Annotated in this window: 12 protein-coding genes and 1 tRNA gene; 8 read left to right on the top strand and 5 right to left on the bottom strand. The window is 73.8% G+C overall.

Annotation, left to right across the window (positions count from 1 at the left end; translation table 11 throughout):
* Positions 1–110: 110 nt before the first annotated feature.
* Positions 111–1,589 (bottom strand): acyl-CoA synthetase, encoded by a 1,479-nt coding sequence (locus tag LIX60_RS19125; protein ID WP_374117983.1) that lies wholly within the window; start codon positions 1,587–1,589, stop codon positions 111–113.
* 264 nt (positions 1,590–1,853) lie between these two features.
* Here LIX60_RS19125 and LIX60_RS19120 point away from each other — a divergent pair, with 264 nt between their 5' ends.
* Positions 1,854–2,279, top strand: a complete 426-nt coding sequence (locus tag LIX60_RS19120) for a hypothetical protein (RefSeq protein ID WP_227959548.1) — start codon at positions 1,854–1,856, stop codon at positions 2,277–2,279.
* A 487-nt stretch (positions 2,280–2,766) separates the two neighbouring features.
* On the opposite strand, the gene LIX60_RS19115 is transcribed toward LIX60_RS19120, so the two are convergent.
* Entirely contained in the window at positions 2,767–4,152 is a 1,386-nt protein-coding gene (locus LIX60_RS19115; protein WP_227959547.1) for a cystathionine beta-synthase, read from the bottom strand.
* A gap of 183 nt (positions 4,153–4,335) precedes the next feature.
* On the opposite strand from LIX60_RS19115, the gene LIX60_RS19110 reads away from it, so the two are divergent.
* The 3 genes from LIX60_RS19110 (at position 4,336) to LIX60_RS19100 (ending at position 8,392) form a co-directional block, all read left to right on the top strand.
* Positions 4,336–5,523, top strand: a complete 1,188-nt coding sequence (locus LIX60_RS19110; protein WP_227959545.1) for an SGNH/GDSL hydrolase family protein — start codon at positions 4,336–4,338, stop codon at positions 5,521–5,523.
* A gap of 353 nt (positions 5,524–5,876) precedes the next feature.
* Positions 5,877–7,097 carry an acetyl-CoA C-acetyltransferase gene (locus LIX60_RS19105; RefSeq protein ID WP_227959543.1) on the top strand — a complete coding sequence of 407 codons (1,221 nt, stop codon included), beginning with the start codon at positions 5,877–5,879 and terminating at the stop codon, positions 7,095–7,097.
* A gap of 482 nt (positions 7,098–7,579) precedes the next feature.
* On the top strand, positions 7,580–8,392 hold the full coding sequence (locus tag LIX60_RS19100; RefSeq protein WP_227962831.1) for a hypothetical protein: 813 nt from the start codon (positions 7,580–7,582) through the stop codon (positions 8,390–8,392).
* Positions 8,393–8,432: 40 nt separating this feature from the next.
* Here the strand turns inward: LIX60_RS19100 and LIX60_RS19095 are convergent, their stop codons facing one another.
* Positions 8,433–8,798, bottom strand: a complete 366-nt coding sequence (locus LIX60_RS19095; protein WP_227959540.1) for a hypothetical protein — start codon at positions 8,796–8,798, stop codon at positions 8,433–8,435.
* 97 nt (positions 8,799–8,895) lie between these two features.
* Here LIX60_RS19095 and LIX60_RS19090 point away from each other — a divergent pair, with 97 nt between their 5' ends.
* The gene (locus LIX60_RS19090; protein ID WP_019711705.1) at positions 8,896–9,126 is read left to right on the top strand and encodes a DUF4287 domain-containing protein; all 231 of its coding nucleotides are present in this window, start codon (positions 8,896–8,898) and stop codon (positions 9,124–9,126) included.
* Positions 9,127–9,330: 204 nt separating this feature from the next.
* On the opposite strand, the gene LIX60_RS19085 is transcribed toward LIX60_RS19090, so the two are convergent.
* Positions 9,331–10,170 (bottom strand): Bax inhibitor-1/YccA family protein, encoded by an 840-nt coding sequence (locus LIX60_RS19085; protein ID WP_227959538.1) that lies wholly within the window; start codon positions 10,168–10,170, stop codon positions 9,331–9,333.
* Positions 10,171–10,749: 579 nt separating this feature from the next.
* On the opposite strand from LIX60_RS19085, the gene LIX60_RS19080 reads away from it, so the two are divergent.
* Entirely contained in the window at positions 10,750–11,979 is a 1,230-nt protein-coding gene (locus tag LIX60_RS19080; RefSeq protein ID WP_227959537.1) for a cation:proton antiporter, read from the top strand.
* Positions 11,976–12,986 carry a potassium channel family protein gene (locus LIX60_RS19075; protein WP_227959536.1) on the top strand — a complete coding sequence of 337 codons (1,011 nt, stop codon included), beginning with the start codon at positions 11,976–11,978 and terminating at the stop codon, positions 12,984–12,986. Before LIX60_RS19080 ends, LIX60_RS19075 begins: the two co-directional genes overlap by 4 nt.
* A 264-nt stretch (positions 12,987–13,250) precedes the next feature.
* On the opposite strand, the gene LIX60_RS19070 is transcribed toward LIX60_RS19075, so the two are convergent.
* Positions 13,251–13,333 (bottom strand) — tRNA-Leu (locus LIX60_RS19070).
* Between the two features lie 458 nt (positions 13,334–13,791).
* Here LIX60_RS19070 and LIX60_RS19065 point away from each other — a divergent pair.
* The gene (locus LIX60_RS19065; protein WP_227962830.1) at positions 13,792–14,568 is read left to right on the top strand and encodes an ABC transporter ATP-binding protein; all 777 of its coding nucleotides are present in this window, start codon (positions 13,792–13,794) and stop codon (positions 14,566–14,568) included.
* Positions 14,569–14,632: the final 64 nt, after the last annotated feature.

Here is a 14,632-nt window from a genome sequence, read left to right as displayed (position 1 = left end):
GTCGGGCCCGCGCCTCTGCGTGAGCCATTCACCCATCACGAATCTGTATGAGTCTATGCAGGCCTCCGGCCGCCCTGCCCGCCCTGCCGTCCCCCGCCCCGCCGTCCGCCTCAAAGCGGCGGCAGCAGCCGCTTCTGCGGCTTGCCCATGGCGTTGCGCGGCAGCGCGTCCAGGAAGCGGACCGCGCGAGGGCGCTTGTGGACGGAGAGATGGCCGGCCACGAAGTCGGTGAGCTCCCGCTCGGTGACCGGGCCCCCGGCCACGACATAGGCGACGACCTGCTGCCCGAGGTCCGGGTGCGGCGCCCCGACGACGGCCGCCTCCCGCACCGCGGGGTGGTCCAGCAGGGCGCTCTCCACCTCCCCGGCACCGATCCGGTACCCCCCGGACTTGATGAGGTCGGTGGAGGCCCGGCCGACGATGCGGTGGTGGCCGTCCTCGCCGATGGCGGCGATGTCACCGGTGCGGAACCAGCCGTCGGCGGTGTACGAGGCGGCCGTCGCCTCCGGGCGGTTCAGATAGCCGGAGAAAAGCGTCGGCCCGGTCAGCTGCAGTTCGCCGATCTCCGCCCCGGGCTCCGCGGCCAGCCGGGTGCGCACACCGGGCAGCGGCAGCCCGACCGAACCGGGGCGCCGTTCGCCGCCGGCGCGGGTGGACACGGTGATCAGCGTCTCCGTCATCCCGTAGCGCTCCACCGGCCGCTGCCCGGTGAGCCGTTCGAGGTCCCGGAAGACCGGGGTGGGCAGTGGTGCGCTGCCCGACACCAGCAGCCGGGCGCCGCTCAGCGCGCTGGCCGCGTCCGGGTCGGCGGCGATCCGGGACCAGACGGTGGGCACCCCGAAGTACAGGCTGCCGCCCGCCGCCGCGTACGCCGCCGGAAGCGGCCGTCCCGTGTGCACCAGCCGGCAGCCGGTGCGCAGCGCCCCCAGCACGCCGAGCACCAGGCCGTGCACATGGAACAGCGGCAGCCCGTGCACCAGGGTGTCGTCCGCCGTCCACTGCCAGGCCTCGGCGAGCCCGTCCAGACCGGCCGCCATGGCGCGGCGCGGGATGAGCGCGCCCTTGGGGGCGCCGGTGGTGCCGGAGGTGTAGAGGATCATCCCGGTGGTGTCCGCGCCGGGTTCGGGAGCGTTCCAGTCCGAGCGCTCGGCGAGACCGACGGGCAGGAACGGCACGGACGGCGGGGCTGCCACCGCCGGCCCGGACGGCCCGCTGCCCGCTCCGGGGCCCCGTTCCGGGCCCTGCGGCCCGCTGTACGCCGCCGCGCCCGCGGCCTCTTCCGTTCCCTGCCGCCCGAGCATCAGTTCGGCACCCGAGTCCCGCAGGATGTGCCCGCGTTCGGCGGGGCCGGCGTCCGGCGGCACGGGGACCACGGGCACCCCGGCCAGCAGCCCGCCGGCCACCGCGGCGACCGTCTCCAGGGACGCGTCCGCGTGCACGGCGACGGCCCGGGCCCCGGCGATCCGCGAGGCCACCGCGCCCGCCGCGGCCAGCAGCCGCTCCCGCGAGCAGGACCGTCCGGCGACGGCCAGCGCGTCCGGACCGTCCTCGCCGGACGGGCCGCCGGACGGCGACAGGGCGGGCAGCAGCGGACCGGCGGCGGGACCGGGCCCGGCACCGGCCTCCGGTCCGCTCGGGAGGGAAGCCGCGGGGCGGTCGGCGACGGGTTCGGGCACGGGAGGGTTCCTTTCCGCGGGACGGCGGCGGGCCGGGCATCGCCGGCCGACGACGGCAGCGACGACGGCGGTGACGACGGCCACCGCACCCCAGCATGGTGCCCGGTGGTGGCACCGCCCCGGATTGGGGGGTTGTCCCCACTGTGCCGGGGGCCCGTCGTCTCTAGCGTGGCCACCATGGAAGCCCGTGACCCTGAGCTCAAGAAGGATCTCAACGCCACCCTGCACGCGCGCGGGGAACTGGGACCGGAGTACGAGTCGGAGCTCGTCGACTCGTTTCTGGAGAAGCTGGACGGCGCCGTCGACCGCCGGGTGCGGCGGCAGCTCGCCGAGAGCCAGATGGTCGTCGCCCGCGGCTCCCGTCCGCCGGGGGCCCGCGAGGGCTGCGGTGACAGCTTCGGCGACCGGTACGGCTTCGGCATCATCTCGCTGGTGCTGGCCGTACCGCTGTCGGCGATCGGTGCCGGGGTGGCGGGGCTGCCCGGCCTGATCGTCTCCTGGATCGGCATCGTCGGCGTGAACGCCGTCCACGGCAGCGGCCGTGCCCCCTGGTCCAGCTCCCAGCGACGCGAGAAGCCCCGGCAGACCTCCGAGTGGGACTGACGCCCGGACCGGTCACCGCTCCGCGGCCGGACCACCGCGACGGCGCAGCGGCCCGGCACGCCCCGCCCCTTGGGGAATGAGGAGCGGGGCGCGGGACCACGAGCCCGGGACGGAACCCCCGGCCGGCGCGGCCTCGGAACCGTCGGCGGCCGCCCGGCGCCGCGGCGGTGCCGGGCGGCCGGGCGCACAGCGCGCGGAAAGCGATAGGCGGGGACCGCCGCACCCCGGCGCGAGCGCCAGGGGCGGGACGACGGCGGTCCCCGCGTGGGACGCGACCGAAGCCTGACCGGGAGGCCGCGTCCGGGCGACCATGGAGGTCCGGGAGCCGCTCCGGATGTCCTGGCGCCGTTCGGGTGCCGGCTCGTTCACCTGTGCGGTGTACCTGCCGACATCCACCACTGTGCCCCGCGACTGTTAAGGCCGTGATGCGGGTGCGTGTCGTCCGCGTACCGTCTGCCGGAACACCCGAATTCCCTTATGGGGAAGGCTACTTGGCGCTCTTCGCCAGATACGCCAGCAGGTCCTGGCGGCTGACGACACCGGTCGGCTTGCCGTCCACCAGCACCACCGCCGCGTCGGCGCTCTCCAGCACCGCCATCAGGTCCGCCACCGGCTCGCCCGACCCGACCTGGGGCAGCGGCGCGCTCATGTGCTTCTCCAGCGGGTCCTTGAGGTCGGCGCTCCGGGTGAACAGCGCGTCGAGCAGGTCCCGTTCGACGACGGAGCCGATGACTTCGGCCGCCATCACGTCCGGGTGGCCGGCGCCCGGCTTCACGATCGGCATCTGCGAGACGCCGTACTCGCGCAGCACCTCGATGGCCTCGCCGACCGTCTCCTCCGGGTGCATGTGCACCAGCGAGGGCAGCCCGCCGTCCTTGTCGCGCAGGACGTCGCCGACGCGCGCGGCGCCGCCGCCCTCCTCCAGGAAGCCGTAGTCGGCCATCCACTCGTCGTTGAAGATCTTGCTGAGGTAGCCGCGGCCGCTGTCCGGCAGCAGGACGACGACCACGTCGTCCGGCCCGAGCCGCTTGGCCACCTCCAGTGCGCCCACCACGGCCATCCCGCAGGAACCGCCGACCAGCAGGCCCTCCTCGCGGGCGAGCCGCCGGGTCATCCGGAAGGAGTCCTTGTCCGAGACGGCGACGATCTCGTCGGCCACCCCGCGGTCGTAGGCGTCCGGCCAGAAGTCCTCGCCCACACCCTCGACGAGATACGGCCGGCCGGAGCCGCCGGAGTAGACCGAGCCCTCCGGGTCCGCGCCGATGACCCGGACCTTCCCGCCGGAGACCTCCTTCAGATAGCGGCCGGTGCCGCTGATGGTGCCGCCGGTGCCGACGCCCGTGACGAAGTGGGTGATCCTCCCCTCCGTCTGCTCCCAGAGCTCCGGGCCGGTCGAGTGGTAGTGCGAGAGCGGATTGTGGGGGTTGCTGTACTGGTCGGGCTTCCAGGCGTCCGGGATCTCACGGACGAGCCGGTCGGAGACGTTGTAGTACGAGTCCGGGTGCGCGGGGTCCACGGCGGTGGGGCAGACCACGACCTCGGCGCCGTACGCCCGCAGCACGTTGATCTTGTCGGTGGAGACCTTGTCCGGGCAGACGAAGACGCACTTGTAGCCCTTCTGCTGGGCCACGATGGCCAGCCCCACCCCGGTGTTGCCGGAGGTCGGCTCGACGATCGTGCCGCCGGGGCGGAGTTCGCCGGACTCCTCGGCCGCCTCGATCATCCGCAGGGCGATCCGGTCCTTCACCGACCCGCCGGGATTGAAGTACTCGACCTTGGCCAGGACCGTCGCCGACAGCCCTTCGGTCACGTGGTTGAGCTTCACCAGCGGGGTGTTGCCGACAAGCTCGATCATCGAATCGTGATACTGCACGACGTCTCCAGGTTCGGCGGGGTCTCCGCAATCGGGGGCGGTCGCTGTTCGGGTGCCCGTCCCACCAGCCTATTGCGCGCTCCGGGTGGTGTGCCCGCCGTGCGCGGGCGTTGCGAAGGGGGCGCGGCGGGGCAAGGAACCGGTAGGCGTGCCAGCGGCTGGCGGCCGGGAAGCGGGGCGGAGATGTCGGTGTCCAGGGCGAGGGTGGCGCGGCGCATCGCCGCCGCGGCGGCCTACGGCGGTGGTGGCGCGGGGCTCCTGGGCGGCGCCGCCGTCGGGCTGCTGCTGGCGGAGATGCGGTGGGCGCGGCGCCTGGTGGGCGTCCCGGACGGTGAGCCGCCGCGGGCGGACGGCTGCTACGGAGCCTCGTTCGCCCTGCTGTCGGACCTGGAACCGCTGCGGCTGGGCTTCCTCGGCGACTCCACGGCGGCCGGGCAGGGCGTGCACCGGGCGCGCGAGACGCCGGGCGCGCTGCTCGCGTCGGGGCTGGCGGCGGTGGCCGAGCGGCCGGTGCTGCTGCGCAATGTGGCGCTGTCGGGGGCGATGTCCGGGGATCTGGACCGGCAGGTGTCGCTGCTGCTGGCGGACCGGCGGCAGGTCCCGCACACCTGCGTGATCATGATCGGCGCGAACGACGTCACCAACCGGGTGCCGGCCGCCCAGTCCGTACGGCTGCTCTCGGACGCCGTGCGCCGGCTGCGGGAGGCAGGCTGCCAGGTGGTGGTGGGCACCTGCCCGGACCTGGGCACGATCGAACCCGTGTACCAGCCGCTGCGCTGGGTGGCGCGCCGGCTCAGCCGGCAGCTGGCGGCGGCGCAGACGATCGGCGTGGTCGAACAGGGCGGCCGCACGGTCTCCCTCGGCTCCCTGCTGGGCCCGGAGTTCGAGGCCAACCCGCGCGAGCTGTTCGGACCGGACAACTACCACCCCTCGGCGGAGGGGTACGCCACGGCCGCGATGGCCGTGCTGCCGACCCTGTGCGCGGCGCTGGGGCTGTGGCCGGAGGAGCGGCTGGACGTCTCGCGGGCCGAGGGCATCCTGCCGGTCGCCCAGGCGGCGGCGCAGGCGGCTTCCGAGGGCGGTACGGAGGTGGCCGCGGCCGGGGGCACCGCGGCGGCGGGCGCGGGGCCGGCGCGCGGCCCGTGGGCGCTGCTCAAGCACCGGAGGCGGCGCCAGCTCCCGAAGGACGACACCCCTGCGGCGGACGGGGGACGGCAGCCCGGCCCGGGGACGGAGCGGGAACCGGAGCGAGAGCCGGAGCACGGGACGGAACGCACGCCGGAGCACGGGCCCGGGCGGGCGCCGGACCGGAAGCCGGGGCGCGGGCCGGAGCGGTCGTCCGGCCGGGCGACCGGACGGGTGGCCGGCTGACCGCCGCCCGGCGGTCGCCGGGTCGCTCGTCCGAGCGATGCCGGGAGCGGCGGCCGGCCGCCCGGCGGGGCGGACGAGCGCCCCGCGCGCCCGGTGCGGGCACCGAGCCGGCGGGGTCCCGGGGAGCCGCGGGGACGGCGGGGCCCTGCCCCGAACGGGCCGCCTGTGCCCCCGTACCAAGGGATCGCGGGCCGGGCGGGGCAGCCGCACAAGCGCTGGTCCGGGCCTTCCGCAAGAGCTGAGCAAGCGCTTAGAAAAGAGGCCGGTGTCACACACCTCAGACCGTGACCCGGGCTGTACGTGGAGGTAACTTCCCACTCAGTCCTGCCTTCTCGCCCCCTCTTGGAGCCGTGATGCCCGAAGCCGTGATCGTCTCAGCCGCCCGCTCCCCGATCGGCCGGGCCTTCAAGGGCTCGCTCAAGGACGTCCGCCCGGACGACCTGACCGCCACGATCATTCAGGCCGCGCTCGCCAAGGTCCCGGAGCTCGACCCGCACGACATCGACGACCTGATGCTCGGCTGCGGCCTCCCCGGCGGCGAGCAGGGCCACAACCTGGGCCGGATCGTCGCCGTGCAGATGGGCATGGACCACCTGCCGGGCTGCACCGTCACCCGCTACTGCTCCTCCTCCCTCCAGACCTCCCGGATGGCCCTGCACGCCATCAAGGCCGGCGAGGGCGACGTCTTCATCTCGGCGGGCGTCGAGACGGTCTCGCGCCAGGTCAACGGCACCTCGGACGGGATGCCCGGCACCCAGAACCCGCTGTTCGACGAGGCGCAGGCCCGCACCGCCGCGCGCGCCGAGCAGGAGGGCACCGACTGGCACGACCCGCGCGAGGACGGCCTGATCCCCGACGCGTACATCTCGATGGGCCAGACCGCCGAGAACCTGGCGCGCCTCAAGGGCGTCACCCGCCAGGAGATGGACGAGTTCGGCGTGCGCTCGCAGAACCTCGCCGAGGAGGCCATCAAGAACGGCTTCTGGGAGCGGGAGATCACTCCGGTCACCACCCCGGACGGCACCGTCGTGGCCAAGGACGACGGCCCCCGCGCGGGCGTCACCCTGGAGGGCGTCTCGGGCCTCAAGCCCGTCTTCCGCCCCGACGGACTGGTGACGGCCGGCAACTGCTGCCCGCTGAACGACGGCGCCGCCGCCCTGGTGATCATGTCCGACACCAAGGCGCGCGAGCTGGGCCTGACCCCGCTCGCCCGGATCGTCTCCACCGGTGTCTCCGGCCTCTCCCCGGAGATCATGGGCTACGGGCCGGTCGAGGCCAGCAAGCAGGCGCTGAGCCGGGCCGGGCTCTCCATCGGCGACATCGACCTCGTCGAGATCAACGAGGCGTTCGCCGCGCAGGTCATCCCCTCCTACCAGGACCTGGGCATCGACCTGGACCGGCTCAACGTCAACGGCGGTGCCATCGCCGTCGGCCACCCGTTCGGCATGACGGGCGCCCGGATCACCGGCACGCTCATCAACTCCCTGCAGTGGCACGACAAGCAGTTCGGCCTGGAGACGATGTGCGTCGGCGGCGGCCAGGGCATGGCGATGGTCATCGAGCGCCTGAGCTGAGCCGGACGGGCCGGCGACCGGCCGGACCGGACCGGCACGAGGACGGGGCCGCACCACGGGAGACCGCGGTGCGGCCCCGTCCGTCGCCGCGGGCGGACCCGGCGGACCGGCGGGTCCGGAAAGGGGAAGCGGAAGACGGAGCACGGGCGCCGGAAGGCAGCGGCGCACACCGGGAAACGGAGGGCACGCCCCCGCGTTGGCGGCGGACTCCGCGGCCCGCTCCGGCCGAAACGGAAGCCGGTCACGGACGGTGCGGCCGCGGCCACCCGGCTGACCCCGTCGTGACCTAATCTCCCCCAGGATGTGATCTACCTCCCCGGAGAGGCCGTTACCGCAGCTCAGGCGGTTGAAGCAGAAACGTATCGGCAACGCCGGCCGTCCGTTTGGTGAGGTTCCGCACTGACACCCGGGCGGAGCCACCATCAAGCTGAGGTAGGAATTCTTGGGGAGCCGTCGATTCCGGGAGAACGTCAGTGAGCGCCATGTCCATCGCCCTGCTGCTGGCCGCGTCGGCCGCCACGGCCGCGGGAGCCGCGGCCCTGCACGCCGCTCACGGGGTGCGCCGGCAGATCACGGCCCTGCGGGCCGAACTGGCCGCCACCGACCGCACCGCCGCGCGGCTGCCCTCCCCCCGCTCCACGCCCGCCGAGGAGATACGGACGGCCGTCACCCAGGCCCTCGCCGAGGAGCGGGAACGCGAACTCGCCGAGGCCCGCGCCTTCTGGGCCGCCCAGGAGGCCCGTGACGCCGCCGACGCCACCCTGCTCAGCGGTCTCACCGGATACGGCGAGGACGGCCCGGGCCTCCTCCCCCGCCAGCCCGACCCGACCGGCCTGGAGTCCTTCCTCGCCGCGGACTCCCTGAGCGCCCTCGACGCCGGCGAGGAGGACGACGCGGACGTGGAGATCGAGGAGCCGGCCGAGTCCCCGGAGCTGGCCGCCGCCCGCCGCCGCCACCCCTCCCACCCGGACTTCACCCCCCACACCTCGGCCACGGCCCACCACGAACGCACCATCGCGCTCCTCGCGGAACTGGCCGAGGACGGCATACCGCTGGTGGACGTCCGCCCCGGCCCGCTCGGCACGCTCGACGTCTACGTCTTCGCCGACGGCACGACGGTCTGCATGACCCCGGGGCACCGCGAGACCGCGGAGCACCTGGTGGCGGCCCTGGAGGAGGGCACCGTCCCGTTCCTGCTCGGTGGCTCGGGCGTCTCCGGCGCGTACGCCCTGACGTTCGCCTGCGGCCAGGAGAGCATCTACGTCCTCGCGGACCGGGTCATCGCCTCGCTCTGACGGCGCGCCACCCGGGCGGGGCGGACCCGGAGGCCCGGGCTCAGCAGCCGCAGCGCCGCGCCGCCGCCCCGACGAGCGCCACCGCCTCGGACAGCTCCGCCGCGACCGCGTCCGGGGTCCCGCCGTCCGTACCACCGCCGTCCGTACCGCCGTCCGCACCGCGCAGCGCCGCCGCCAGGTCGTGTCCCGCGACGGCGACCTGGTCGGCCACCGTGAACAGCCCCGCCTCCGGCATCACCAGCGGCTCCCGGCCGGGGAACTCGACCCGCTGGGCGCGCACCGCCAACTCGCGGGCCAGCTCCAGCCCTTGCGCCGCCGCGCCGCGGCGCAGCCGGCTCCGGGGCGCGGCGCGCAGGCGGTCGGCGAGCCGGTCGACGGCGGTCTCCAGGGGCGTTACATCCAGCACGCCGGAAGCGTATGGGGCCTTCCGGACCATTGCCAAGGGACGAACGCTCAGGCACGGTGACGTGAAGGACCAGCATTGGAACCGCCCGGAGGCGCCGATGTCCCAAGTCTTCTCGGAAGAGACTCACCGGAACCTGCTCTCCCGCATCCCCCATTGCACCGGCCGCGATATCGCCGACTGGCTGCGCACCGTCGACGAAGGCCCCGCGCTCTTCCGCTTCGAGGAAAAGGTCAGCTGGCTGCGGGGCGAGCACAATCTCGCCTACGGCCATGCCAAAGCGATCATTCACGAACACGACCTGAGGCGAGCCGCGCGCAAGCTTCTCTGAGGGAGGTCCGTCCCCGTAGGTCCCTCCCCGTAGGTCCGTCCCCGTCCCCCGTCCGGCGCGCCCGTCGCGCCCGGCGCGACGACAGAAACGCGGCGGCGCGAGAACGCGAAAGGGGTCCGGAGGCTTTCCGCCTCCGGACCCCTCGTCGTGTCATGTGTCACGCGCGCCGCTCGGGGACGGTTCGCACCGCCCGCCGCGGGAACGTCAGTCTCCGCGCAGGATCGCGATCAGCCGCAGCATCTCCAGGTAGATCCACACCAGGGTCAGCGTGAGGCCGAACGCCGCCAGCCAGGACTCCTCGCGCGGAGCGCCGTAGGCCAGACCGTCCTCGACCTGCTTGAAGTCGAGGGCGAGGAAGGCGGCGCCGAGAACGATGCCGACGATGCCGAAGACGATGCCCAGGCCGCCGCTGCGGAAGCCGAGGCCGTCACCGCCGCCGAAGGCCATGAACAGCAGGTTGACGGCGGTCAGCAGCACGAAGCCGATCGCGGCGGCCATCACGAAGCGGTAGAACCGCTGCGTGACCCGGATGATGCGGGTCTTGTAGGCGATGAGCACACCGGCGAAGACCGCCATCGTGCCGAGCACCGCCTGCATCGGCGCGCCTTCGAACTGCTCGTTGATCGCGCCGCTGAGCGCCCCGAGGAAGAGGCCCTCGAAGGCCGCGTACGCCAGGATCAGGGGCGGGGAGGGCTTGCGCTTGAACGCCTGGACCAGCCCGAGGACCATCGCGATCAGCGCGGCGCCGATGGCCAGGCCGAGCGGCATCTCCATGAGCCAGGCGACGGCGGCACCGACGACGACGGTGCCGAGCGTCATACCGGTCCGCATGACGACGTCGTCCATCGTCATCCGGTCGGCCTGCGGCGGCGCGCCGTGCATCTGCTGCGGCTGGGCCGGCTGTGCGTACGGGTTGGTGCCCGCGTACGGGTTGCCGGTCTGGACAGCGGCGGGGCCCCCGGCCTGCGGTGCCGCGTTGAAGCCCGCGTAACCGTTGTCGCGGCTGAATCCCCGTCGCGAGAAGACCGGGTTGCTGCTCCTCATCTCACTCCTCCGTGGCCGCCCTGCGCGACCTTGTCTCAAGAGTAATGGGTTAGCAAAAAAAGCACCCTAGTGCTCAGGGAGGATCTTTGCAGGCGACACCGTCAACGGTGTCGCCCGGATACACATTCCCGCGATGGCCCCCGGCGGCACACCGGGGGCGCGAAGGTTTTTCCCCGTCAGGTTTCCGGACTCCGCCGGAAGCGGCCGGACGGACGGCCTCACGCCTTTCCGACGCCATCGGGCCGGGGAGCCGGTGGCCGGGTGTGCGCCCGGCCACACCCGGGCCGGGGCCCGCACGAGTCCGGCGCGCCCCCGGCCGGGCGGTCCCCCCTCTCCCCCCGGGTCCGGCGGGTCGGTACGGGCACCGCCACCGCCCCGGCACACCCGGGTGGCCGAGGGCGGCACGCGCCGGGGCGTGGTGGCTGTCCCCGCCGGGTACGCCTGGCTCCCGGCGGTGACGCGCCACCCGGGCCCGGCCCCGTCCGTCCGGCTCCGGGCCGCCGTCATCACGGTGCCCGCATCACGGTGCCCGCCGGATGAACCACCGAGGACATACCGAGATGAGGAACGGGAAGCCGGATGCACGTGCTGGACCTTCTGCTGACGATCACCGGTGCCCTGGCCCTGGCGGTGGCCGCCGGCTCCGCTCTCATCCACCGCCTGCCACTGAGCGGGCCGCTGCTCGCACTGCTGACCGGAATCCTCTTCGGCCCGGAAGTGCTGGGAGTCGTCGACCTGCCCACCGTGGTGGAGGGGCACAAGGAGCTGCACGAGTTCTCCCGCCTGCTGCTGGCGCTGTCGGTGATGGCCGTGGCCCTGCGCTATCCGTTCCGCGCGGCGCGGTCGCGGGTCCGGCCGGTGGCCGTCCTCCTCGTGGTGGCGATGGCCGGGATGGCGCTGCTCACCACGGCGGTGTCGGCCGCCGCCCTCGGCGTCGGCCTGGGCACGGCGGTGCTGCTGGGTGCGGCGCTGTGCCCGACCGACCCGGTCCTGGCCTCCAGCGTGGTCACCGGAGAGCCGGCCGAGAAGGGCATCACCGAGCGGAACCGGCAGCTGCTCTCCCTCGAGTCCGGTTCCAACGACGGCCTCGCCCTGCCCCTGGTGCTGGCCGCGGTGGCGATCGCCGGGTCCCTCTCGGGCACCGACGCGCTCCTGGAGTCCCTGTGGCAGGTCCTCGGCGCGGTCGTCCTGGGAGCGGCGGCCGGGCTGTTCGCCGGCAGAGCACTGCGCTGGGCGGAGAAGGAGGGCGCCGTGGGCTCCGGTCCGCTGCTCCTCTACACCCTGCTGCTGGCCCTGGTCCTGCTCGGCGCGTCCGGGCTGCTCCGGCTCGACGGCATCCTCACCGTGTTCACCGGCGGCCTGGCCTTCAACGCGACGAGTTCCGCGCGCGACCGCACCGAGGACGACAAGGTGGACGAGTCGGTCAACCGCCTGCTGGTCCTGCCGCTGTTCACGGTGCTGGGCGCCATGATCCCCTGGCGCGAGTGGGGTGAGCTGGGCTGGTGGCGCGCCGTCCTGCTGGTCCTCGGCGTCCTGCTGCTCCGCCGGCTGCCGGTTCTGCTGCTGCTGAAGCGGCCGCTCTCCCTGACCTGGCGTGACGCCGTCTTCCTGGGCTGGTTCGGGCCCATCGGCGTCTCGGCGCTGTTCTACCTGACCCTGGAGGCCCACCGGCTCGGCGCCGATCCGGTCGTCCTGGCCGCGGGCACTCTGGTCGTGGCCGCCAGCACCGTCGCGCACGGCGTGACCACCGCCCCGGGCCTGGCCCTCTACCGCAAGGCCGCCCGCCGCGGACCGGGGGCCGCGGAGTGAACCTGCTGCTGCTTCTCGGCGGCTGTGCTCTGGCCGCGCTGGCGCTCGCCGACGCCGTGGTGACGTCGCTGTCCATGGTCACGGGCACCGGGCCGGTCAGCGGCCGGGTGGCCGCGGGGGTGTGGCGGGCGGTACTGGCCGTCCACACCAGGGCTCCCCGTGGCGGCAGGCTGCTGGAGCTGACCGGCACGGTGACGCTCGTGGCCACCTTCCTCAGCTGGACCGTGCTGCTGTGGACGGGGTGGTGGCTGGTCTTCACCGCCGAGGACACCGCTGTGGTCGCCTCCCGCACCGCCGAGCCCGCCGGCGCCTGGGCCCGGGTGTACTACACGGGCTACACCGTGTTCACCCTGGGCACCGGCGACTATGTGCCGGGCAGCTCCTGGGCGCAGGGGGCCACCACCGTCGCCACCCTCTCGGGGCTCTTCCTGGTGACCCTCTCCATCACGTATCTGGTCCAGGTGGTCGAGGCCGTCGTCCACAAGCGCGTGCTCGCCGAGCACATCCACGCCCTGGGCCAGGACGCCGCCCGCATCGTCGCCGGAGGGTGGACGGGTACGGCCTTCAGCTCCATGTTCAACCAGCACCTGGTCTCCCTGACCGCTCCCCTGCTGCGCATGGGCGAGCAGCATCTGGCCTATCCGGTCGTCCACTACTTCCACTCGGCCTCGCGCGCCAAGGCTCCCTCCCGTGCCATCGCCGCCCTCGACGACGCCTTGCTGCTGCTGCACGCCGGCACGGCGCCCGACGCCCGTCCCGATCCCTCGGCGACCGGCCCCCTGCTGGCGGCTCTGGACCAGGTGCTGGACACCCTGCGGGGCCGGTTCTTCTCCCGGGCCGCACGGGAGCTTCCCGCGCCTCCCCTGTCGGTCCTCCACCGGGAGGGCATTCCCACCGTCGGGGAGGACCGGTACGCGGAGCTGGTCCGGGAGCACGCCGGGCGACGGCGCACCATCCAGGGGTTTCTGCACAGCGACGGATGGCGTGACGATCCCGCCGCCTCCTGAGGGCCGCGCGCGGGGCGGGATCCGGAGCCGACGGTTCTCAGCGTGCTGCCGGGGCGCCGGCGAGGGCACCCCGCTGCCGGTGACCGTCGCTCACACCACGCGCGGGGCCGGCCGGGGGGCGCACGGGCCCCTGCCGGTCAACGGGGAGGGTGGGCTCGTTCCGGGGACGGAAGTGACCGGCGGCGTTCCCGCCGCATCCCCCCGGCAGCGGTCCCGGAGGGCCGGTTCTCCGCCGCCCTCCCCCTCGGACCGGGGGACAGGGGGTGCCCGGAGCCGGACTTGAACCGGCACGGCCTTCTAGGCCAGTGAGGTTTAAGCTCACCGTGTCTGCATTCCACCATCCGGGCGGGATCCCCCATGACGATGCCGATGGGGCTGGTCAGGCTTGCGGGACCGCTCCCAGCGGCTCGCGGTCCCCCCATGGCGCCCTCCGAGCCTATCCGGGTGCGCGGTGCTGAACAGCCCGTTCCCGAAGGGTGGTTGTCTGATTTTATGGGCAGCTGAAGGTCCATCAGAACCGGGATGGCGAGAACCTGCTGCTGGTCCATACGGGGCACCGCGTCCGGCTCGGTCCGGCGTGCCCGGAATTGACGCGATCTCGACTGCCTCCGACCGCCCCTCCGGCACATCCCGTCATCCCCAGGTATGACAACGGCCCCCGCAGTACCTCCCTGGAGGGCCACGGAAACGGGTACGCGGGGTGATCCCAGGGGCTGTTCCGGCCGCGACGATGGTGGGGTCCCCGGGCGTCCCAGCCGATGGCCCGAACGCATGCAGACAGGAGCAGTTCCCCGTGACCACCAGCATCACAGATGCCCGGACCGCCGCCCGCCCCACCACGGTCGCCGCCCGCGCCACGGACCTCACCAAGGTCTACGGCCAGGGGGAGACGCAGGTGGTCGCGCTCGACGGGGTCTCCGCCGACTTCCGCCGGGGCGAATTCACCGCGATCATGGGCCCGTCCGGCTCCGGCAAATCGACGCTGATGCACTGCGTGGCCGGGCTGGACTCGATATCCGCCGGCTCCGCCCGCATCGGCGACACCGAACTGGCGTCCCTCAAGGACAAGCAGCTCACACAGCTCCGCCGGGACAAGATCGGTTTCATCTTCCAGGCGTTCAACCTGCTGCCCACGCTCAACGCCCTGGAGAACATCACCCTCCCCATGGACATCGCGGGCCGCAAGCCCGACCCGGAGTGGCTGGACCGGGTCGTGAAGACCGTCGGCCTGGAGGGCCGTCTCAAGCACCGGCCGACCGAACTGTCCGGTGGCCAGCAGCAGCGCGTGGCCGTCGCCCGCGCGCTCGCGAGCCGCCCCGAGATCATCTTCGCGGACGAGCCGACCGGCAACCTCGACTCCCGCTCCGGCGCCGAGGTGCTGGGCTTCCTCCGCAACTCCGTGCGCGAGCTGGGCCAGACGGTCGTGATGGTCACCCACGACCCGGTCGCCGCCGCCTACGCCGACCGCGTCGTCTTCCTCGCCGACGGCCGCATCGTCGACGAGCTGGAGAACCCGACGGCCGAGGCCGTGCTCGACCGGATGCGCACCCTGCCGACCGGGGCGGGCGGCACCGCCGCCTGAACCGCCGCCACCGCCCGACCAGCCGCGCCCCACCGCGCGCCCCCGCGGCGTGCCGCCGTGCGGG

The organism is Streptomyces sp. S07_1.15 (assembly GCF_020739505.1).
Lineage (GTDB): Bacteria > Actinomycetota > Actinomycetes > Streptomycetales > Streptomycetaceae > Streptomyces > Streptomyces xinghaiensis.
Note: the sequence above shows the minus strand (reverse complement) of the source record. Positions and strands in the feature narration are given on the sequence as shown.